Genomic DNA, 19,302 nt, shown 5'->3' on the forward strand with positions numbered 1-19,302 from the left:
CCGGCCGGGATGGCATCGATCAAGAATTTCAATGGTGCAGCGGCTGCTCCGGGGCGACCAGCACATCCGTGCGCGACACCGGTGGCAGCGACTTCAGCGCTTCCAGCACCAGCGGGTCGAGGCCCTCGCCGCCGGTCGCATTGAGGTGGTTCTCCATCTGGGCGCGCATGCGCGGATCCCAGAATGCCTTGATGTGCTTGGCGATGCCCTCGACGCGGCCGTGCTTCTGGGAGCCGAAGAACTTGCCGATCTGATTGGCCATATAGACGAGGCGGGCCATCGAATTATGCGACATGGGGTACGGTCTCCTGAAGTGCTGCCCCGGTCGCAATGCGGTGCGGGTGGGTAAAGATCTCGAAGCCGTCGTCGCGGGCGACGGCGACCAGGGTGACGCCGGCGGCCTCCGCGGTGCGCACCGCCAGCGCCGTCGGCGCGGAGACCGCGACCAGCACCGTGGCGCCGGCAATCGCGGTCTTCTGCACCATCTCGATAGAGACGCGGCTGGTCAGCAGCACGATGCCGCCGGTGGCATCGCGCCCCGTGCGGGCAAGGTGCCCGACCAGCTTGTCGAGCGCATTGTGCCGGCCGACATCCTCGCGCACCGCGATCAGCCCCGCCTGCGGCTCCCAGAAGGCGGCGGCGTGGACGGCACGGGTCTCGTGGTTGAGCACCTGCGCCGGACGCAGCGCGGCGATGGCCCGCGATATCTCGGTGGACGTGAAGCTGCGCCCCTCACCGACCTGCCGGGCCGGCTTCACCGCGAGCTCCAGGCTTTCGACGCCGCACAGGCCGCAGCCAGTGGGGCCGGCGATCTGACGGCGACGCGCCACCATCTGGCCGGCTCGCTCCTCGTCCAGCCACATGCGGATCTCGACGCCGTCGTCGAACTCCAGCGTCTCGAGCGAGAGCACATCCTCGGGCTTGCCGATGACACCTTCGGTGAGACTGAAGCCGACGCCGAAATCCTCGAGGTCGGCCGGGGTCGCCATCATCACGGCATAGGTCGAGCCATTATGGACGAGAGCGACCGGCGTTTCCTCGGGGATGGCACGCTCGCCCGCCTGCACCAAACCATCGGTGCAGGCAAGGCGGGAAACGCGCCGGACGGGCGGTATCATGGCCGACGCCTGATCACTCCGCCGCTTCGACGGCGATGCGCCGGCTCTGGCGGGCGAAGGCATCATACTCTTCCTGCCACTGCGACGGACCGTTGGAGCGCGCGACCTGGACCGCCGTGACCTTGAACTCGGGGCAGTTGGTGGCCCAGTCCGAGAAGTCGGTGGTCACGACATTGGCCTGCGTCGTCGGGTGGTGGAAGGTGGTGTAGACCACGCCCGGCGCCACGCGATCGGTGATCTCCGCGCGCAGCGTGGTCGAGCCGGCGCGGCTGTCGATCCGCACCCAGTCGCCATCGCGCACGCCGCGCTGCTCGGCATCGTGCGGATGGATCTCGAGGAGATCCTCCGGATGCCAGGCGACATTGGCGGTGCGGCGGGTCTGGGCGCCGACATTGTAGTGGCTGAGGATGCGGCCGGTGGTGAGCAGCAGCGGGAAGCGGGCGCCGGAGCGCTCGTCGGTCGCCACATACTCGGTCACCACGAACTTGCCCTTGCCGCGGGCGAAGCCGTTGATGTGCATGATCGGCACACCTTCCGGGTTGGCGTCGTTGCACGGCCACTGCACCGAGCCCAGCTCGTCGAGCTTCTTGAACGACACGCCGGCGAAGCTCGGGGTGAGCGCGGCGATCTCGTCCATGATCTGCGAGGGGTGGGTGTAGTTCCAGTCGAGGCCGATCGCCCGGGCGAGCAGCTGGGTGCCCTCCCAGTCGCCATAGGTGCTCTTCGGCGCCATCACCTTGCGAACCAGCTGGATGCGGCGCTCGGCATTGGTGAAGGTGCCGTCCTTCTCAAGGAAGGTGCAGCCCGGCAGGAAGACGTGGGCATAGTTCGCGGTCTCGTTCAGGAACAGGTCCTGCACGATCACCAGCTCCATCGCGGCGAGGCCGGCGGAGACATGCTTGGTGTCCGGGTCGGACTGCAGGATGTCCTCGCCCTGGATGTAGATCGCCTTGAAGGTGCCGTCGACGGCCGCGTCCAGCATGTTGGGGATGCGCAGGCCGGGCTCGGCATCGAGCGGGCGGCCCCACATCGCCTCGAAGGTGGCGCGGGTGGCGTCGTCGGAGATGTGGCGGTAGCCCGGCAGTTCGTGCGGGAACGAGCCCATGTCGCACGAGCCCTGCACATTGTTCTGGCCGCGCAGCGGGTTCACGCCGACGCCGCGGCGGCCGATATTGCCGGTCGCCATGGCGAGGTTGGCGATCGCCATCACGGTGGTGGAGCCCTGCGAGTGCTCGGTGACGCCGAGGCCGTAATAGATCGCGCCATTGCCGCCGGTGGCATAGAGCCGGGCAGCGCCGCGAATCAGCTCGGCCGGCACGCCGGAGAGCTTCTCGACTTCTTCCGGCGAGTGGCGCGGCTCGGCGACGAACTCGGCCCAATCCTGGAACTCTTCCCAGTCGCAGCGCTCGCGCACGTACTGCTCGTTGACCAGGCCCTCGGTGACGACGACATGGGCCAGCGCGGTGACGACCGCGACATTGGTGCCGGGCTGCAGCGGCAGGTGGTAGTCCGCCTTGATGTGGGCCGACTTCACCAGATCGATGCGGCGCGGATCGACCACGATCAGCTTGGCGCCCTGGCGCAGGCGCTTCTTCATGCGCGAGCCGAACACCGGGTGGCCGTCGGTCGGGTTGGCGCCGATGACGAGGATGACGTCCGAGTCCTCGACCGAATCGAAGTCCTGGGTGCCGGCCGAGGTACCAAACGCCTGGTTCAGGCCGTAACCGGTCGGCGAGTGGCAGACACGGGCGCAGGTATCGACATTGTTGGTGCCGAAGCCGGCGCGGATCAGCTTCTGGACGAGATAGGCTTCCTCGTTGGTACAACGCGAGGAGGTGATGCCGCCCACCGCCTTGCGGCCATAGGTGTCCTGGATGCGCTTCAGTTCGGAAGCGGTGTAGGAAATCGCCTCGTCCCACGACACTTCGCGCCACGGATCATTGATGCTGGCGCGGATCATCGGCTTGGTGATGCGATCCTGATGGGTCGCATAGCCCCAGGCGAAGCGGCCCTTGACGCAAGAATGGCCGCGATTGGCCTTGCCGTCCTTCCACGGCACCATGCGCACCATTTCCTGGCCGCGCATTTCCGCCTTGAAGGTACAGCCGACGCCGCAATAGGCGCAGGTGGTGACCACCGAATGCTCGGGCTGGCCGATTTCGATCAGCTTCTTCTCGGCGAGCGTCGCGGTCGGGCAAGCCTGGACGCAGGCGCCGCAGGACACGCACTCGGAGGTGAGGAAGGCTTCCGACTGGCCGGCCGAGACGCGGCTGTCGAAGCCACGGCCGGAAATGGTCAGCGCGAAGGTGCCCTGGACTTCCTCGCAGGCGCGGACGCAGCGATTGCAGACGATGCACTTCGCCGGGTCATAGGTGAAATAGGGGTTGGACTCGTCCTTCGGCAGCGTCAGCTCGGACTTCGGGGCGAAGTGGTTCGCGCCCTCCATGCCGTAGCGCACTTCGCGCAGGCCGACCGCGCCGGCCATGTCCTGCAGTTCACAGTCGCCATTGGCGGCGCAGGTCAGGCAGTCCAGCGGGTGGTCGGAGATATAGAGCTCCATCACCCCCTTGCGCAGCTGCTTCAGCCGCTCGGTCTGGGTGTGCACCTTCATGCCGGGGCCGACCGGCGTGGTGCAGGAGGCCGGCGTACCGGCACGGCCTTCGATCTCGACGAGGCAGATGCGGCAGGAGCCGAACGCATCCAGCATGTCGGTGGCGCAGAGCTTGGGGATCTGTGTCCCCATCTCCATCGCCGCGCGCATGATGGAGGTACCCTCGGCGACGCTGATCTCGACGCCGTCAATGGTCAGCGTCACCGTCTTGTCGGTCTTCGGCGCTGGCGTGCCGTAGTCGATCTCATGAACGAGAGACATCTAGCTGCGTCCTTCTCACTCGGCGGCTTCGAGGCGCGGCGTCGCGCCGAAATCTTCAGGGAAGTGGGTCAGCGCGCTCATCACCGGATATGGGGTGAAACCCCCGAGCGCGCAAAGAGATCCAAGCTTCATGGTGTGGCAGAGGTCGGTGAGCACCTCGAGGTTCTTCTCGCGCTGCTCGTTCGCCATGATGCGGTCGATGACCTCGACGCCGCGGGTCGAGCCGATGCGGCACGGCGTGCACTTGCCGCAGCTCTCGACCGAGCAGAATTCCATGGCGAAACGCGCCATCTTGGCCATGTCGGCGCGGTCATCGAACACCACGATGCCGCCATGGCCGATCAGCGCGTCCTTGGCCGCAAAGGCCTCATAATCGAACGGCAGGTCGAACTGCCAGGTCGGCACATAGGCGCCGAGCGGGCCACCGACCTGGGCCGCCTTCACCGGACGGCCGGACGCGGTGCCGCCGCCAATGTCGTTGATGAGTTCGCCGAGCGGGATGCCGAAGGCGGTCTCGAACAGGCCGCCATAACGCACATTGCCGGCGATCTGGATCGGCATGGTGCCGCGCGAGCGACCCATGCCGAAATCGGCGTATTTCTGCGCGCCGTCGGCGAGAATGTGCGGGATCGCGGTGAGCGAGAGCACATTGTTGATGACGGTCGGCTTCTGGAACAGACCCTTGTGCGCCGGCAGCGGCGGCTTGGCGCGCACCACGCCGCGCTTGCCTTCCAGGCTGTCGAGCAGCGCCGTCTCCTCGCCGCAGACATAGGCGCCGGCGCCCATGCGCACTTCCATGTCGTAGCTGTAGGGCGAGCCAAGAATGTTCTTGCCCAGCATGCCGGCGGCGCGAGCGACCTTGATCGCCTTCTCCATCGCGCGAATCGCATGCGGATATTCCGAGCGGGTGTAGACATAGCCCTTGGTGGCGCCGACCGCGACGCCGGCAATGGTCATGCCCTCGATCAGCTGGAAGGGGTCGCCTTCCATGATCATGCGGTCGGCGAAGGTGCCACTATCGCCCTCGTCGGCATTGCAGACGATGTATTTCTGGTCGCCCTTGGTGTCCGCCACCGTCTTCCACTTGATGGCGGTCGGAAAGCCTGCGCCGCCGCGGCCGCGCAGGCCGGACTTGCGGACTTCCTCGATGATGTCGGTGGAACCGAGCGCAATGGCGCGCTCCAGGCCCTTATAGCCGCCATGGGCACGATAATCCGTCAGCGAGGCGGGATCGATGATGCCGCAGCGGGCGAAGGTGAGCCGGGTCTGCCTGGCGAGGAAGGGATGTTCCTCCGGCTTGCCGATGCGCAGCGCGTGGGCGCCACCATCAAGGAAGCCGGCGTTGAACAGGCCCTCGACATCGTCTTCGCTCACCGGGCCGTAGGCGATACGGCCCTCGCTCGTGACGACCTCGATCATCGGCTCCAGCCAGAGCATGCCGCGCGAACCGTTGCGCACGATCTCGACCGGAACGTTCCGCGCCAGCGCTGCAGCCTCGATGGCGGAAGCGACCTCGTCGGCGCCACAGGCGACGGCGGCGGCGTCGATGGGAACGTAGATACGGGTGCTCACGACTGCGCCTCCGCGATCAGGGCGTCGAGGCGCCGTTCGGTCAGACGGCCGACGATGCGGCCGTCCAGCATGGCGGAAGGCGCGGTGGCGCACAGGCCGAGGCAATAGATCGGCTCGATGGTGACGCGGCCATCCGCGGTGGTCTCGCCGAGATGGCAGCCGAGCCTGTGCTCGGCATGCTCGGCCAGCGCATCGCCGCCGGCGGCCTGGCAGGCTTCGGCGCGGCACAGCTTGAGCACCCGGCGACCCGCCGGCTCATGCCGGAAATCATGATAAAACGTAACCACGCCATGGACTTCGGCGCGCGACACGTTCAACGTCTCGGCCAGCATCGGCACCACGGCCTCCGGCACATAGCCGAAGGTCTCCTGCACCGCATGAAGCATCGGCATCAGCGGGCCTTCGAGACCGACGAACTCGTCGATCACCGCGCGCCCGCGGGCCTCGCTCCAGGGTTCGTAATGCGGCATTTCTCTCCGGCCTTCTTTTAAAGTTTTCCAAGCGGAACATTGATCCTTTTGGAAAACAGAATCAATTCAGTGGTTTCGTCTCATGATAGAAGAATTCTATCGAGCGCCCCAAACCTCGATGTTCGCAATATGTTCTTGACAGATCCGGGGCGTTCCCGGACGCTGCGGTAACGGGGGGCAGGCGAGATCGCCGGGGGGCGTCGATGGTGCAGCGTGTGGCGACGGTGGCGTTCGAGGGTGTCGAGGCCCGGCCGGTCGACGTGCAGGTGCAGGTGACCTCAGGCCTACCCGCCTTCAACCTCGTCGGCCTTGCCGACAAGGCGGTGACGGAGGCCAAGGAGCGGGTGCGCGCGGCGCTGATCGCCTCCGGCCTCGCGCTGCCGGCCAAGCGCATCACTGTCAATCTCGCCCCCGCCGACCTGCCGAAGGAAGGCAGCCATTACGATTTGCCGATCGCGCTCGGGCTGATGGCGGCGATCGGCGCCATACCGGCGGACGCGCTCCACGGCTTCACCGTGGTCGGTGAACTGGCCCTCGACGGCGAGCTCGCCCCGGTGGCCGGCGTGCTGCCGGCGGCAATCGGCGCCAATGCACGCGGCCACGGCCTGATCTGCCCGGCGGCCTGCGGCGCGGAAGCGGCCTGGGCCAGCCCCGACATGCCGGTGCTGGCACCGACCTCGCTGATCCAGCTGGTCAATCATTTCTCCGGGAGGCAGATCCTGTCCCGCCCGGTGCCGCGGATCGAAGGCGAGGGCCCTGCCCTGCCCGACCTCGCCGACGTCCGGGGCCAGGAGACCGCGCGGCGCGCTTTGGAGATCGCCGCGGCCGGGCGCCACAATCTCCTCTTCATCGGTCCGCCCGGGGCCGGCAAGTCGATGCTGGCGCAGCGCCTGCCCTCGATCCTGCCGCCGCTCTCCCCAGCCGAGTTGCTCGAAGTCTCGATGATCGCGTCGGTCGCCGGCACGCTGCACGGCGGCGCCTTGACCAGCCGACGGCCATTCCGTGCCCCGCACCATTCCGCCAGCATGGCGGCAATGGTCGGCGGCGGGATAAGGGCCAAGCCCGGCGAGGTCTCGCTGGCGCATAATGGCGTGCTGTTCCTAGACGAATTGCCGGAATTCCAGCCCGCCGTGCTGGATTCGCTGCGCCAGCCTCTGGAGGCCGGCGAAGCCGTGATCGCCCGCGCCAACCACCGCGTGGCCTATCCCGCGCGCTTCCAGCTGGTGGCGGCGATGAATCCGTGCCGCTGCGGGCGGGCCGGCGAGCCGGGCTTTTCCTGCCGGCGCGGCGCGCGGTGCGCCAGCGAGTATCAGGCGCGGCTCTCCGGGCCGTTCCTCGACCGCATCGACCTGCATCTCCAGGTGCCGGGGGTCGCGGCGAGCGACCTGGTGCGCCGCGCACCTTCCGAGAGCAGCGCAAGCGTCGCCGCGCGGGTGGCACAGGCGCGCCAGCTGCAGCAGGAACGCTTCACCGCGCTCGGCCGCCCGGACCTTTCCACCAATGCCCAGGCCTCCGGGCCGATGCTGGAGGAGATCGCATCGCCGGACGAGGCAGGCACCCGGCTGCTGACCGAGGCGGCGCGGATCATGCACCTTTCGGCCCGCGGCTATCACCGCGTGCTGCGGGTGGCACGCACCCTCGCCGATCTCGCCGGGGCGGAATCGCTCGGTCGTCCCTATCTCGCCGAAGCCCTCGCCTATCGCGCCAGCGCCGACCGGATGATGGCCGCGGCGTGAGGGCTGGCCCGGGCGCCGGGCCCGGAGAATATAATTATATAGCTATCAGCATCATGCGATTCGGCGCTTGGCACGGCTAAGCTGTTTCATGCATCGCCGGCTTGTGGCATCGCGGGCCGTGGCAATGCGGCGCAGAATGTGACAGTGTGGACCGACCGCCGGGTACGCGATGTATTTCTCGCCCAAACTGCGTTGCGGACAAGTTTTCCGGTGTCACATACGCGTCGGACAAATATGATTCTTTGCGGGTTCATAGGACAGCAGCAGTTCTGAAGGGCGCGGTCATGGATCAACACTTAGCCGGCGATACAATAGACGTGCCGCCGCCGGCCATGCGTTCGTCCGGACCCGCCGCCAAGCTGATGCGCCAGATGCTCGCCAATCCGGTGCTGGCGCCGCTGGTGTTCCGCCCGAACAAGCTCGGCCCGAAGCTCGCCGGCAAGTTTGCCGACGGCTTCAAGCCGGCCCGCATCATCCCGGCGCTGCGCTCCTATTCCGGGGTGCGCCACCGCGAGAGCCGCACGCCCGGCGGGCCGCTCACGCTCGGCCGCATCGGCTCGCTGGAGGTCCGCCTCGCCCGCACCGCCGCCGAAGTGCGCCGCGCCCAGCGGCTGCGCTACGAGGTGTTCTACGAGGAGATGTCGGCGACGCCGGCCGCGGCAGCGCGCCTGGCGCGACGCGACTTCGATGCCTTCGACGCCATTTGCGACCATGTACTGGTGCTGGACCATGATGCCGGCCGCGTCGTGCTCGGCCGCTACGAGCCCAAGGTAGTCGGCACCTACCGCCTGCTGCGCCATGACATCGCCGCGCGGCATGGCGGCTTCTACACGGCTGACGAGTTCGATATCGGCCCGATGCTGGCGCGCCACGCCGGCCGCCGCTTCATGGAGCTGGGCCGCTCCTGCGTGCTTGCCCCCTACCGCACCAAGCGCACGGTGGAACTGTTGTGGGCCGGAGTATGGGCCTATGCCCGCCACCACGGCATCGACGTGATGTTCGGCTGCGCCAGCCTCGAGGGTGTCGATCCGGACGCGCTCGCCCGCCCGCTCGCCTTCCTGCACCATTATGCCCCGACCGACGCGGAATGGAGCGCCCCGGCGCTGCCAGGGCGGGGCACAAGGATGGATCGGCTCGCCAAGGAGGCGATCGACGTCAAGGCCGCGCTCCACGAATTGCCGCCGCTCATCAAGGGCTATTTGCGCCTCGGAGCGCAGATCGGCCAGGGCGCGGTGATCGACCGCCAGTTCGGCACCACCGACGTCTTCATTGTGCTGCCGATCGAGCGCATCAATCCGCGCTACGTGGAGCATTTCGGCGTCAATGCCGAACGCCACGCTGCGTAATACGCGCCCCTGACCTGCGAGCCCTGCGCCGGCCGCAGGGGCGACCCAACTTGCGCGGACCTCTGCGATACCCATATCCTGATGCGAAGGGGTGCCTCCCAAGGGCCCCGGAAATGCAAAGTCGCTTCACAAGGACTTTGGGACCATGTCGCGTATACCCTCGCTGTCGAGCCCCTTTCTGCTCGGCTTTGACGAGGTCGAGCGGGCGCTCGACCGGGTTGTCAAAGGCTCGGACGGCTATCCGCCCTACAATGTCGAACGCATTGCCGCGGCCGGGCAACCGGAGCGGCTGCGCATCACCTTGGCCGTCGCGGGCTTCACCCGCGAGCAGCTGGAGGTGACGCTGGAGGAGAAGGAGCTGGTGATCCGTGGCCGTCAGGCCGAGGAACCGGGCCGCACCTACCTCCATCGCGGCATCGCCGCCCGCCAGTTCCAGCGGACTTTCGTGCTGGCCGACGGGATGCAGGTGCTGGGCGCCGATCTCCGTAACGGGCTGCTGTCAGTGGACCTGGCACGGCCGGAACCGGAACGGGTCGTCAAGCGTATCGTCATTGCGACCGATGAGTGAGGGTGCACCAACCGGTCTCGACCGCTACACAAGGAGTCGCGGACCATGAGAAATGAATTCGAAGTCACCAGCAGTGTCGGCGCAGCGCCGGCTCCCCTTTCGGAGGAGGCATTTGCGAGCCTCGGCGGCGGCAAGATCGCCTATGTGCGCTCGATCCGCTCGGAAGACGTAGCCGAGATGTTCCCGCAGGCGCCGCATATCGCGCCCGGCCTCGAGCTTTTCACGCTGCACGCTGCCGACGGCACCCCGATCATGCTCACCGACAGCCGCGAGGCGGCGCTGGCGAGCGCGATGCAGAACGAGCTGGAGACGGTCAGCGTCCACTGACGCCGCTGCCGGTCCGCAATAAAATGGCGCCGCTGCCCGGCCGGGCGGCGGCGTTTTTGCGTTTCAGCCCAGAACTTCAGCCGCGCTTCGCCTCGATGGCGTCCCAGATCAGCGCCGCGATGTCCGGCCCGCCGAGCCGGCGGATGGCGCGGATGCCGGTCGGCGAGGTGACGTTGATCTCGGTAAGATTGCCGTCGATCACATCGATGCCGGTGAAGAGCAGCCCCTTTTCACGCAGCGAGGGCCCGAGCCGCTCGCAGATCTCGCGCTCGCGCGATGTCAGGTCGGTCTCCCGCGCCGCGCCGCCGCGCACCATGTTGGAGCGCAGATCGCCCTCGCTCGGCACCCGGTTCACCGCGCCGGCAAAGATGCCGTCGACCAGGATGATGCGCTTGTCGCCGGCCTTCACCTCCGGGAGGAAGCGCTGGATCACCCAGGGTTCGCGGAAGGTGGTGGCGAACAGGTCATAGAGCGAGCCGAAATTGAGGTCGTCGCGGGTGAGGCGGAACACCGCAGCGCCGCCATTGCCATAGAGCGGCTTGGCGACGATATCGCCCTGCTCGTCACGGAATGCCTTGATCTCCTGGAGGTCGCGGGTGATCAGCGTCGGCGGCATCAGATCAGGGAATTCGGTGACGAAGATCTTCTCCGGCGCGTTGCGCACATGGATGGGATCATTCACCACCAGGGTCTTCGGATGCACGCGCTCCAAGAGATGCGTCGCGGTGACATAGTTCATGTCGAACGGCGGATCCTGCCGCATCAGGATTACGTCGAACGTCTCCAGCGCCACGCGCTCGGGTGCGCCGAGGGTGAAATGGTCCCCCTTGACGTCACGCACCTGAAGCGGCTCGACGGTGGCGAAGACGTTGCCGTCGCGCATGGCGAGGCGATCGGTGGTATAATAGGAAAGCGTGTGGCCGCGGGCCTGCGCTTCCAGCAGCATCGCGAAGGTCGAATCGCCGGCAATATTGATGCGGTCGATCGGGTCCATCTGGACGGCGACGTTCAGGCTCATGGCGCGTCAGCTCTCGGAAAATCGTGCGGCGGATGTTCGTCGTAATTAATGGCTCGTGATGCGAAGCGCCATGGCAAGCCGTTGCCGCTCATTCCGCCTCGAACGCACCGGCTAGGTGCACCGGGGGACGACCAGGCGCGACCAGCACCACGTCGAGCCGCATGTCGAGACCGGCATATTCGGGATGCCGGGCGAGGAAAATCTCCGCCGCTTCCACAATGCGCCGCCTTTGCCTCGGCAGGATGGATTCGGCGGCGGTGTCGATGCGGGCGCGGGCCTTCACCTCGACGAACAGCAGCAGCGATTCGCACCGCGCCACCAAATCGATCTCGCCGCGCGGCGTGCGCACCCGCGTCGCCACGATGCTGAAGCCCTTGGAAACCAGCAGCGCCGAGGCGGTGGCTTCGGCATCGACTCCGCGGGTGAAGGCGGCGCGGCGGGCTTCAGTCACCACTCGTGCGCTCCAAAGTAAGCGCGAGGGCATAGATTTCGCGCCGCGGCCGGCCGGTGGCGGCGGCGACCGCGCTCGCCGCGTCCTTCAGCGAGAGCGTTGCCAGCGCGCGGCGCAGCGCCTCCTCGACGTCGGCGTCACTCGCCTCCTCCTCGGTCGGGCCGCTGACCACCAGCACGATCTCGCCTTTCGGCGCGCCCGCCTCGTCATAATGCGCCGCCAGCGCATCGAGCGGGCCACGCCTGATCTCCTCGAAGGTCTTGGTCAGTTCGCGGCACACCGCGGCAGCGCGGGAACCAAGGCCGGCGGCGAGATCGGCGAGGCTTTCCGCCAGGCGCGGGCCGGTCTCATAGAGCACCAGCGTGGCGTCGAGCCCGCGCAATTCGGCGATGCGGCTGCGGCGGGCGCCGCCCTTCGCCGGCAGGAAGCCCTCGAAGAAGAAGCGGTCGGTCGGCAGTCCCGCCGCCACCAGGGCGGCGAGGCTGGCCGAGGCGCCGGGAATCGGCACCACGCGATGCCCGGCCTCGATCGCCGCGCGCACCAGCTTGAAGCCGGGATCGGACACCAAAGGCGTGCCGGCATCCGACACCAGCGCCAGCGTGCCGCCATCGGCGAGCAGGGCCAGCAGCCGTGGGCGGGCGCTCTCGGCATTATGGTCGTGATAGGCGGTCAGCGGCGTCTCGATGCCGTAACGCTCCATCAGCCGGTGGGTGATGCGGGTGTCCTCGCAGGCGACGAGATCGGCGCCGGCCAGCGTCTCCAGCGCGCGCACCGTGACATCGCCGAGATTGCCGATCGGCGTCGCCACCACGTGCAGGCCCGGTTGCAGGCGAGGTGCGGGGAGGGCTTGCCCGGCGAGGCGGAAGATGCGGGAGCGTGGCGGGGACGCAGGGTCTTTCATGATGCCGTCACTGTAAGGCCCCTCAACGCTGCCGTCATGTGCCGCCAGGATGCGGAACGGGTGGATATGTCGGCAAATTTTAAGAATCCGGCGCAGCTGCGAGGTGGCATCACGGCGCGCGGCAGCCTAAAAGGGCAGAGGTGCCGAAGGCGCAGGCAGGCATTGGCGATGAGCATATTCGGTCTTCCGTCCTTCGGTCGCACGCTGCGCGGCGGTGCGCTGGCGATTGCGTGCACGCTGCTCGCGGCCTGCGGCGGCGGCGTTTCCGATGCGCCGCCCACCGCGGCCTTGCCACCGGAGCAGCCGCTCGCGCAGCAGCAGCCGGCCAATGTCATTGGCACCGGGAGCACCCCGGTCACGCTGATCCTGCCGCTCGGCGCTTCCGGCAATGCCGCCCTGGCGGCGCAGGCGCTGCGCAATGCCGCCGAGATGGCGATGGAAGAGAGCGGCGGCGCCGACATACGGATCATCGTCAAGGATGACGGCGGCAATTCACAGGGCGCGCAGGCCGCAGCCCAGCAGGCGGTGGACGAGGGCGCCCGGGCGATCATCGGGCCGCTGTTCGCCCACACCGTCGCCGCGGCGGGGCAGGTGGCACGCTCGCGCAGCCTGCCGCTGGTCGGCTTCTCCACCGACACCAATGTGGCGACGCAGGGAGTCTATCTGCTCAGCTTCCTCCCCGAGACCGATGTCGAGCGCGTGGTGCGCTTCGCCGCCGCCCGCGGCAAGCGTTCCTTCATCGCGCTGCTGCCGGAAAACGCCTACGGCTCGGTGGTGGAGGCCGCCTTCCGCGAGGCGGTACCGGCGGCCGGCGGGCGCATCGTCGGCATCGAGCGCTACGCCACCGACAAGCCGAATTATGCCGATGCCGCGCGCCGCCTCGCCGCGGCGGCGCAGGCCGCGGATGCCGTCTTCCTGCCCGACGCCGCGGACGTGGTGCCGCAGCTGGCGCAAGCGCTTACCGCGGCCGGGGTCGATCTCAAGCGCATGCAGCTGATGGGCACCGGACTGTGGGACGACCCGAGGATGGCCGCCTCGCCCTCGCTCTCGGGCGGCATCTATGCGGCGCCGGATCCCGCCGGCTTCCGCGCCTTCGCCCAGCGCTACCGCACGCGCTATGGCCGCGAGCCGGCGCGCACAGCGGCGCTGGCGCACGATGCGGTGTCGCTGATGGTAGCAATCGTGAAGTCTCAGGGCCCGATGGGCATCACCGACCAGGCGATCCAGAGCCCGGCAGGCTTCTCGGGCGTCGACGGCATCTTCCGCTTCAAGAGCGACGGCACCAACCAGCGCGGCCTCGCCATCATGCAGCTGCAGCCCGGCGGCGCCCGCGTGCTGGAGCCGGCGCCAAGGAGCTTTGGTGCCGGGGCGGGGCTCTAGATTCCCCATATGTCGTCATCCCGGAATTGCCGCAGGCAATATCCGGGATCGTAGGAAGGTGATGCGCGGGACTTCATGCGATCCCGGCTCTACGGCTTCGCCTCCGGCCGGGATGACACTCGGAAACTAAGCCGCCAGATCGGCGACGATGGCGTCGAGCACCGGGAAGCCCTGCGGGGTAACGCGCAGGCGGCCGTCGGGGAGTTCCTCGATCATGCGCTCCGCCAGCAGCGCGGCGACGCGAGCCGGCTCGAAATCGCGGCCCGAGAGCCGGGCGAAGCGGTGGCGGTCGATGCCCTCCGCGAGGCGCAGGCCCATCAGCAGATACTCGTCGGACTGCTCCATCCGGCTCAGCCCCTCATCGACGATGATGCCGTGGCCCTGCGCTTCGACCAGGCCGAGCCAGGCCTCCGGGCCGCGCTCCACCGCGGTGGCGCGGCGACCCTCCGGGGTATCGAGCCGGCCATGGGCGCCGGGGCCGATGCCGGCATATTCGCCATAGCGCCAATAAACAAGGTTATGCCGGCTCTCGGCGCCGGGACGGGCGTGGTTGGAGATCTCATAGGCTGGCAGCCCGGCCTCGCGGGTGGTCTCCTGCGTCACGTCCCACAGCGCGCGGGCGACGTCTTCGTCCGGAATCTTCAGCTTGCCGGCGCGGAACAGCATCTCGAAGGGCGTGCCCTCCTCGATGGTGAGCTGGTAGAGCGAGAGATGCTCGCAGCCTTCCGAGATCGCTTTCAGCAACTCGGCGCGCCACGCATCCGGCGTCTGGTTCGGGCGGGCATAGATCAGGTCGAACGAGACCCGCTCGAACGCGCCGCGCGCCACCGCCACCGCGGCCAGCGCCTCGTCGGCGGTATGCATGCGGCCCAGCGATTTCAGCGAGGCATCGTCCAGCGCCTGCACGCCGAGCGAGACGCGGTTGACGCCGGCAGCGCGGTAGCCGCGGAAGCGGCCGGCCTCGACACTGGTGGGATTGGCCTCCAGCGTCACCTCGGCACGGGCATCGAGCGGCCAGGCCTCATTGACGGCATCGAGTATCGCGCCGACCGTCGCCGGCTCCATCAACGAGGGCGTGCCGCCGCCGAAGAACACGCTGGCGGTGCGGCGCTGGCCGATACGCTCGCGCACATTGGCGATCTCCGCCCTGAAGGCGGCGATGAAGCGCGCCTGGTCGGGCGGGGAATGCCGGACATGCGAATTGAAGTCGCAATAGGGGCATTTGGCGAGGCAGAACGGCCAATGCACATAGACGCCGAAGCCGGGATCGAGCGGCGGCGGCGGGCTTGAAGGCGGCCGTTCCAACGTCATCGCATCAGCCAATATCGGCCTCCGGGAAGTCCGCCCCGAGGCAGGCTTCGGCCAGCGCCATGAAGGCCCGGGCACGGTGCGACAGGCCACGGCCGAGCGGCGGCAATCCGTGCTTCTCGGCGCCGGTCATCTCGCCGAAGGTACGCGGATTGTTTTCAGGTTGCCCATCCGGCTGGAACATCGGGTCATAGCCGAAACCAGCCGGACCGCGCGGCGGCCAGACCAGCGTGCCTTCGACCACGCCCTCGAAATCCTCCGCATGGCCGTCCGGCCAGGCAAGGCAGAGCGCGGAGATGAAGTAAGCGCGGCGCTGCTCGGGAAGCGTCCCTTCAGCTTCCCTCAAGCCTTCCTCGACCTTGGCCATGGCCGCGGCAAAGTCCTTCTCCGGTCCCGCCCAGCGCGCGGTGAGCAGGCCGGGGGCACCACCGAGCGCATCGACGCAGAGACCGGAATCGTCGGCGAATGCCGGCAATCCCGCCAGCCGCGCGGCGGAATTGGCCTTGATGCGGGCGTTCTCGGCGAAAGTGAGCCCGGTCTCGTCCGGCTCCGGCAGATCGAGCTCGCCAGCGGACACCGCATCGACGCCATAAGGCGCGAGCAGGCCACGCATCTCCTCGAGCTTGCCGGGATTGTGGGTCGCGATGACGACCTTGCCCTGGAGACGGCGGTGCTCGCCCATGCTCAGGCCACCGCCAGCTTCTGCAGATCTACCAGCTTGCCGACACCCTTGCGGGCGAGGCCGAGCATGGTGTTGAACTCTTCCTCGGTGAAGGGCGTCTTCTCCGCGGTGCCCTGCACCTCGACGAAGCCGCCGGAGCCGGTCATGACGAAGTTCACGTCGGTCTCAGCCTGCGAATCCTCGGCGTAGTCGAGATCGAGCCGGGCTTCGCCCTCGACGATGCCGCAGGAGACGGCGGCAAGATTGTCGCGCAGCGGCAGCGCCGGGATCATGCCGCGTGCCTTCATCCAGCTGAGGCAATCGTGCAGCGCGATCCAGGCACCGGTCACGGAGGCGGTGCGGGTGCCGCCATCGGCCTGGATGACGTCGCAATCCACCGTGATCTGGCGCTCGCCGAGCTTCTCCAGGTCCACCACCGCGCGGAGCGAACGGCCGATCAGCCGCTGGATCTCCTGGGTGCGGCCGGACGGCTTGCCGGCGGTGACTTCGCGGCGGGTACGCTCATGGGTGGCGCGCGGCAGCATGCCGTATTCGGCCGTCACCCAGCCGCGGCCCTGGCCCTTCAGCCATGGCGGCAGGCGCTCTTCCAGCGTCGCTGCGACCAGCACATGGGTCTCGCCGAACTTGACCAGGCACGAGCCCTCGGCATGGCGCAGCACGCCGCGCTCGAAGCTGACGGCGCGCATCTCGTCGGCGGCACGGCGGGACGGGCGCATGGCTTTTCTCCTTGTTGTTCGGCTGCCCTTGTACGTGCGTCGCAAGGTGGGCCGCAAGGGGCGCAAGTCGTGGAAGCTGGCCGGGTGCGCGTTACCCGGGATTTGGTCCGGCATCAAAGCGCTCGCGGGCAGCGTCCAGCTCGTCGCCGTGCCGCTCGGCCCAGCGGTCGAGCACCACGAGCGCATCGCTCAGCGAAGCGCCGAGCGGGCTCAGCTCATATTCGACATGCAGCGGCATGATCTGGAGATCGCAGCGAATCACCAGCCCGTTGCGCTCCAGCTCCTTCAGCGTCTGGGTCAGCATCTTCTGCGAGATACCGCCGATGCGGCGGAGCAGTTCGCCATTGCGCACCGGCCCGTCGGCCAGCGCCGGAAGGATCAGCATCGCCCATTTGCCGGAGATCAGCTCCAGCGCATGGCGAGCGGTGCAATTGGCGTCATAGACATTCCCGGTCCGCGGCGGGACGAGCGCGTCGTTGTCCAGAGGCGATGGGCTCGCAGGTGCTGGCTTCATGGTTACCTGAAGGTGCCTAATTGTTTGAAGCATATGATAAATCGATAGTGGCGCCGAACCAAGCAAGGAGGGGTCGATGGCCTGGGTGTTCCTGGCGCTGGCCAGCATCGTCGAGATCGTGATGGCACTGGCGCTCAAATATGCCGAGGGCTGGACCCGGCTGGGGCCGAGCGTCATCGGTGTCGTCGCGGCGCTCGCCAGCGTGTTCCTGCTGACCCTGGCCATGCGCGAGCTGCCGGCCGGCATTGCCTATGCCATCTGGACCGGTATCGGCTCGGCCGGCATCACGCTGCTCGGCGTCGTATTGTTCGGCGACTCGCTATCCCCGGCGCGGCTTGCCTGCATCGCCATGATCGTGGTCGCTGTTGCCGGCTTGCGGCTGCTCGGCACCGAGGGTTGAGGACGTTTGGAATGGCAGCTTGAACCGCCGCCGCATTGGCCGAATATAGAGGAGATCGAAAGGCGGCCTGAATCATGGCTCTCGACCCCCTAATCGCCGCGCGCGCCCCGGAGCTCGCCCGGCTCGACGAACGTTCACGAGAAATCTTCCGGCAGATCGTCGAGACCTATCTCGCCACCGGGGAGCCGGCAGGGTCGCGCAACATCTCGCGCATCATCCCGATGACGCTGTCGCCGGCATCGGTGCGCAACGTGATGGCGGACCTGGAGGCTGCCGGCCTCATCTTCGCGCCGCACACCAGCGCCGGCCGGCTGCCGACCGAACGCGGCCTGCGCTTCTTCGTCGACGCGCTGCTGGAGATCGGCGACATCGCCGAGGATGAGCGCAATTCCATCGAGGCGCAGGTGCGCGCCGCCGCCCGCGGCAAGACCGTGGACGGCGTGCTGGCGGAAGCCTCGGCGATGCTCTCCGGCCTGTCGCGCGGGGCGGGCGTCGTCACCGCCACCAAGACCGACGTGCGTCTCAAGCATATCGAGTTCGTGCCGCTCGATCCCTCACGCGCGCTGCTGATCCTGGTAGCCGAAGATGGCGAGGTGGAGAACCGGCTGGTACCGCTGCCGCCCGGCCTGCCGGCCTCGGCGCTGATGGAGGCAACCAATTTCCTCAATGCCCGCACCCGCGGGCGCACGCTGGAGGATCTGCGGACCGAGGTGGACAAGGTGCTCGCCGCCCATCGCGCTGAACTCGACGAGATCACCGCGCGTGTGGTCGCGGCGGGGCTCGCCAGCTGGTCCGGCGGCGACAAGGCGGAGCGCCGGCTGATCGTGCGCGGACAGGCCAAGCTGCTGCACGACCTCAGGGCGATCGAGGATCTGGAGCGCATCCGCCTTTTGTTCGACGACCTCGAATCCAAGCAGGAAGTGGCGGAATTGCTGGGCCGCGCCGAGGAGGCGCAGGCGCTGCGCATCTTCATCGGCTCGGAGAACAAGCTGTTCTCGCTGTCCGGCTCCTCCACCATCGTCGCGCCCTATCGCGACGGGCAGGGACGAGTGGTCGGCGTGCTCGGCGTCATCGGGCCGACGCGGCTGAATTATGCCCGTATCGTACCTATGGTGGACTTCACCGCCCGCGTCGTCAGCCGCGTTCTGGGCGACCCGGGCGCCGATGCAGCTTGATTTTTCCTCAACCTGACCCGATATGGCGGGCGTGCGGCGAGAACCCCGACCGGGTCACCGCAACAATTTTCCAATGAGGTTCCGATGAGCGACGACAACCGCAATCCGGCGGAAGAGGCTGATATCGCTGCCAACGCGGCGGCCTCGGAAGAGGCCGAGCCGACCGCCGAGGACGCCATCAGCGCGCTGCTCGCCGAGAAAGAGCGGCTCGACGCGGAAGTGGCGAGCCTGAAGGACAAGTTCCTGCGCGCCTTCGCCGAGGCCGACAATGTGCGCCGCCGCGCCGAGCGCGAAGTGGCTGACGCCAAGGTCTATGGCATCGCCAATTTCGCCCGCGACGTGCTGACCGTCGCCGATGATTTCGAGCGGGCGCTCGGTGCCATCGACGCCGATGCGCGCGAGACCGCCGATGGCACGCTGAAGACGGTGCTGGACGGTATCGACCTGACGTCCCGGGCGCTGACGCAGACGCTGACCAAGCACGGCGTCGCCAAGATTGAGGCCGAGGGCACCAAGTTCGATCCGAACCTGCACCAGGCAATGTTCGAGGTGCCTAACCCCGAGGTACCGTCGGGCACCATCGTGCAGGTGGTGCAGCCCGGCTACACCATTGGCGGGCGCGTGCTGCGGCCGGCGCTGGTCGGCGTCGCCAAAGGCGGCCCGAAGGCCGCGCCCGAGGCTTCCGCGGACAAGACGGACGCGGCTTGAGAGCCTGACTCAAAATTCGACGACGGGCAGGTGAGCGGTC

Annotated in this window: 20 protein-coding genes; 8 read left to right on the forward strand and 12 right to left on the reverse strand. The window is 67.8% G+C overall.

Going from position 1 to position 19,302, the window contains the following annotated elements:
• Positions 1-28: 28 nt before the first annotated feature.
• The 5 genes from G3545_RS18525 to G3545_RS18545 are packed head-to-tail and all read right to left on the reverse strand — an operon-like array spanning position 29 to position 6,032.
• Positions 29-295 carry a formate dehydrogenase subunit delta gene (locus tag G3545_RS18525; RefSeq protein ID WP_170014739.1) on the reverse strand — a complete coding sequence of 89 codons (267 nt, stop codon included), beginning with the start codon at positions 293-295 and terminating at the stop codon, positions 29-31.
• The gene (fdhD, locus tag G3545_RS18530; RefSeq protein WP_170014740.1) at positions 285-1,118 is read right to left on the reverse strand and encodes a formate dehydrogenase accessory sulfurtransferase FdhD; all 834 of its coding nucleotides are present in this window, start codon (positions 1,116-1,118) and stop codon (positions 285-287) included. The genes G3545_RS18525 and fdhD overlap by 11 nt, the downstream gene beginning before the upstream one ends.
• Before the next feature lie 13 nt (positions 1,119-1,131).
• Complete coding sequence (fdhF, locus tag G3545_RS18535; RefSeq protein WP_170014741.1) at positions 1,132-3,990, reverse strand: formate dehydrogenase subunit alpha; 2,859 nt, start codon at positions 3,988-3,990, stop codon at positions 1,132-1,134.
• A 15-nt stretch (positions 3,991-4,005) separates the two neighbouring features.
• Positions 4,006-5,562, reverse strand: coding sequence for an NADH-quinone oxidoreductase subunit NuoF (locus G3545_RS18540; RefSeq protein WP_170014742.1), 1,557 nt, complete (start codon positions 5,560-5,562; stop codon positions 4,006-4,008).
• A complete protein-coding gene (locus tag G3545_RS18545) occupies positions 5,559-6,032 on the reverse strand; it encodes a formate dehydrogenase subunit gamma (RefSeq protein WP_170014743.1) in 474 nt (157 codons plus the stop codon). The genes G3545_RS18540 and G3545_RS18545 overlap by 4 nt, the downstream gene beginning before the upstream one ends.
• A 203-nt stretch (positions 6,033-6,235) precedes the next feature.
• Between G3545_RS18545 and G3545_RS18550 the strand changes: the two genes are divergently transcribed.
• The 4 genes from G3545_RS18550 (at position 6,236) to G3545_RS18565 (ending at position 10,009) form a co-directional block, all read left to right on the forward strand.
• Positions 6,236-7,768, forward strand: a complete 1,533-nt coding sequence (locus tag G3545_RS18550; protein WP_170014744.1) for a YifB family Mg chelatase-like AAA ATPase — start codon at positions 6,236-6,238, stop codon at positions 7,766-7,768.
• A 284-nt stretch (positions 7,769-8,052) separates the two neighbouring features.
• The gene (locus G3545_RS18555) at positions 8,053-9,114 is read left to right on the forward strand and encodes a GNAT family N-acyltransferase (RefSeq protein ID WP_170014745.1); all 1,062 of its coding nucleotides are present in this window, start codon (positions 8,053-8,055) and stop codon (positions 9,112-9,114) included.
• Between the two features lie 145 nt (positions 9,115-9,259).
• Entirely contained in the window at positions 9,260-9,682 is a 423-nt protein-coding gene (locus tag G3545_RS18560; RefSeq protein ID WP_170014746.1) for an Hsp20 family protein, read from the forward strand.
• 45 nt (positions 9,683-9,727) lie between these two features.
• Positions 9,728-10,009 carry a DUF1150 domain-containing protein gene (locus tag G3545_RS18565; RefSeq protein ID WP_170014747.1) on the forward strand — a complete coding sequence of 94 codons (282 nt, stop codon included), beginning with the start codon at positions 9,728-9,730 and terminating at the stop codon, positions 10,007-10,009.
• Positions 10,010-10,085: 76 nt separating this feature from the next.
• On the opposite strand, the gene gshB is transcribed toward G3545_RS18565, so the two are convergent.
• The 3 genes from gshB to rsmI form a co-directional block, all read right to left on the reverse strand.
• Positions 10,086-11,027, reverse strand: a complete 942-nt coding sequence (gene gshB / locus G3545_RS18570) for a glutathione synthase (RefSeq protein WP_170014748.1) — start codon at positions 11,025-11,027, stop codon at positions 10,086-10,088.
• An 88-nt stretch (positions 11,028-11,115) separates the two neighbouring features.
• A complete protein-coding gene (locus G3545_RS18575; RefSeq protein ID WP_348644583.1) occupies positions 11,116-11,481 on the reverse strand; it encodes a YraN family protein in 366 nt (121 codons plus the stop codon).
• The gene (gene rsmI, locus G3545_RS18580; RefSeq protein ID WP_170014750.1) at positions 11,471-12,379 is read right to left on the reverse strand and encodes a 16S rRNA (cytidine(1402)-2'-O)-methyltransferase; all 909 of its coding nucleotides are present in this window, start codon (positions 12,377-12,379) and stop codon (positions 11,471-11,473) included. The genes G3545_RS18575 and rsmI overlap by 11 nt, the downstream gene beginning before the upstream one ends.
• 168 nt (positions 12,380-12,547) lie before the next feature.
• On the opposite strand from rsmI, the gene G3545_RS18585 reads away from it, so the two are divergent.
• The gene (locus G3545_RS18585) at positions 12,548-13,759 is read left to right on the forward strand and encodes a penicillin-binding protein activator (RefSeq protein WP_170014751.1); all 1,212 of its coding nucleotides are present in this window, start codon (positions 12,548-12,550) and stop codon (positions 13,757-13,759) included.
• Positions 13,760-13,885: 126 nt separating this feature from the next.
• On the opposite strand, the gene hemW is transcribed toward G3545_RS18585, so the two are convergent.
• The 4 genes from hemW to G3545_RS18605 all read right to left on the reverse strand — a co-directional run bounded on the left by hemW (position 13,886) and on the right by G3545_RS18605 (position 16,979).
• Positions 13,886-15,070, reverse strand: a complete 1,185-nt coding sequence (hemW, locus tag G3545_RS18590; protein WP_170018151.1) for a radical SAM family heme chaperone HemW — start codon at positions 15,068-15,070, stop codon at positions 13,886-13,888.
• 4 nt (positions 15,071-15,074) lie between these two features.
• Complete coding sequence (locus G3545_RS18595) at positions 15,075-15,749, reverse strand: non-canonical purine NTP pyrophosphatase (protein WP_170014752.1); 675 nt, start codon at positions 15,747-15,749, stop codon at positions 15,075-15,077.
• A 2-nt stretch (positions 15,750-15,751) separates the two neighbouring features.
• Positions 15,752-16,465, reverse strand: coding sequence for a ribonuclease PH (gene rph / locus G3545_RS18600; protein WP_170014753.1), 714 nt, complete (start codon positions 16,463-16,465; stop codon positions 15,752-15,754).
• Between the two features lie 91 nt (positions 16,466-16,556).
• Positions 16,557-16,979, reverse strand: a complete 423-nt coding sequence (locus tag G3545_RS18605) for a helix-turn-helix domain-containing protein (protein WP_170014754.1) — start codon at positions 16,977-16,979, stop codon at positions 16,557-16,559.
• Between the two features lie 76 nt (positions 16,980-17,055).
• Between G3545_RS18605 and G3545_RS18610 the strand changes: the two genes are divergently transcribed.
• The 3 genes from G3545_RS18610 to grpE all read left to right on the forward strand — a co-directional run bounded on the left by G3545_RS18610 (position 17,056) and on the right by grpE (position 19,262).
• A complete protein-coding gene (locus tag G3545_RS18610) occupies positions 17,056-17,379 on the forward strand; it encodes a multidrug efflux SMR transporter (RefSeq protein ID WP_170014755.1) in 324 nt (107 codons plus the stop codon).
• A 74-nt stretch (positions 17,380-17,453) separates the two neighbouring features.
• Positions 17,454-18,554, forward strand: coding sequence for a heat-inducible transcriptional repressor HrcA (gene hrcA, locus G3545_RS18615; RefSeq protein ID WP_170014756.1), 1,101 nt, complete (start codon positions 17,454-17,456; stop codon positions 18,552-18,554).
• Between the two features lie 84 nt (positions 18,555-18,638).
• Complete coding sequence (grpE, locus tag G3545_RS18620) at positions 18,639-19,262, forward strand: nucleotide exchange factor GrpE (RefSeq protein WP_170014757.1); 624 nt, start codon at positions 18,639-18,641, stop codon at positions 19,260-19,262.
• Positions 19,263-19,302: the final 40 nt, after the last annotated feature.

The organism is Starkeya sp. ORNL1 (assembly GCF_012971745.1).
Taxonomy (GTDB): Bacteria; Pseudomonadota; Alphaproteobacteria; order Rhizobiales; family Xanthobacteraceae; genus Ancylobacter.

What these genes read in the sequence shown, in the direction of transcription:
- G3545_RS18525 (WP_170014739.1), bottom strand. Translation starts at nt 295, where the DNA reads ATGTCGCATAATTCGATGGCCCGCCTCGTCTATATGGCCAATCAGATC.
- fdhD (WP_170014740.1), bottom strand. Translation starts at nt 1,118, where the DNA reads ATGATACCGCCCGTCCGGCGCGTTTCCCGCCTTGCCTGCACCGATGGT.
- fdhF (WP_170014741.1), bottom strand. Translation starts at nt 3,990, where the DNA reads ATGTCTCTCGTTCATGAGATCGACTACGGCACGCCAGCGCCGAAGACC.
- G3545_RS18545 (WP_170014743.1), bottom strand. Translation starts at nt 6,032, where the DNA reads ATGCCGCATTACGAACCCTGGAGCGAGGCCCGCGGGCGCGCGGTGATC.
- G3545_RS18550 (WP_170014744.1), top strand. Translation starts at nt 6,236, where the DNA reads ATGGTGCAGCGTGTGGCGACGGTGGCGTTCGAGGGTGTCGAGGCCCGG.
- G3545_RS18555 (WP_170014745.1), top strand. Translation starts at nt 8,053, where the DNA reads ATGGATCAACACTTAGCCGGCGATACAATAGACGTGCCGCCGCCGGCC.
- G3545_RS18560 (WP_170014746.1), top strand. Translation starts at nt 9,260, where the DNA reads ATGTCGCGTATACCCTCGCTGTCGAGCCCCTTTCTGCTCGGCTTTGAC.
- G3545_RS18565 (WP_170014747.1), top strand. Translation starts at nt 9,728, where the DNA reads ATGAGAAATGAATTCGAAGTCACCAGCAGTGTCGGCGCAGCGCCGGCT.
- gshB (WP_170014748.1), bottom strand. Translation starts at nt 11,027, where the DNA reads ATGAGCCTGAACGTCGCCGTCCAGATGGACCCGATCGACCGCATCAAT.
- rsmI (WP_170014750.1), bottom strand. Translation starts at nt 12,379, where the DNA reads ATGAAAGACCCTGCGTCCCCGCCACGCTCCCGCATCTTCCGCCTCGCC.
- G3545_RS18585 (WP_170014751.1), top strand. Translation starts at nt 12,548, where the DNA reads ATGAGCATATTCGGTCTTCCGTCCTTCGGTCGCACGCTGCGCGGCGGT.
- hemW (WP_170018151.1), bottom strand. Translation starts at nt 15,070, where the DNA reads ATGACGTTGGAACGGCCGCCTTCAAGCCCGCCGCCGCCGCTCGATCCC.
- G3545_RS18595 (WP_170014752.1), bottom strand. Translation starts at nt 15,749, where the DNA reads ATGGGCGAGCACCGCCGTCTCCAGGGCAAGGTCGTCATCGCGACCCAC.
- rph (WP_170014753.1), bottom strand. Translation starts at nt 16,465, where the DNA reads ATGCGCCCGTCCCGCCGTGCCGCCGACGAGATGCGCGCCGTCAGCTTC.
- G3545_RS18605 (WP_170014754.1), bottom strand. Translation starts at nt 16,979, where the DNA reads ATGAAGCCAGCACCTGCGAGCCCATCGCCTCTGGACAACGACGCGCTC.
- G3545_RS18610 (WP_170014755.1), top strand. Translation starts at nt 17,056, where the DNA reads ATGGCCTGGGTGTTCCTGGCGCTGGCCAGCATCGTCGAGATCGTGATG.
- hrcA (WP_170014756.1), top strand. Translation starts at nt 17,454, where the DNA reads ATGGCTCTCGACCCCCTAATCGCCGCGCGCGCCCCGGAGCTCGCCCGG.
- grpE (WP_170014757.1), top strand. Translation starts at nt 18,639, where the DNA reads ATGAGCGACGACAACCGCAATCCGGCGGAAGAGGCTGATATCGCTGCC.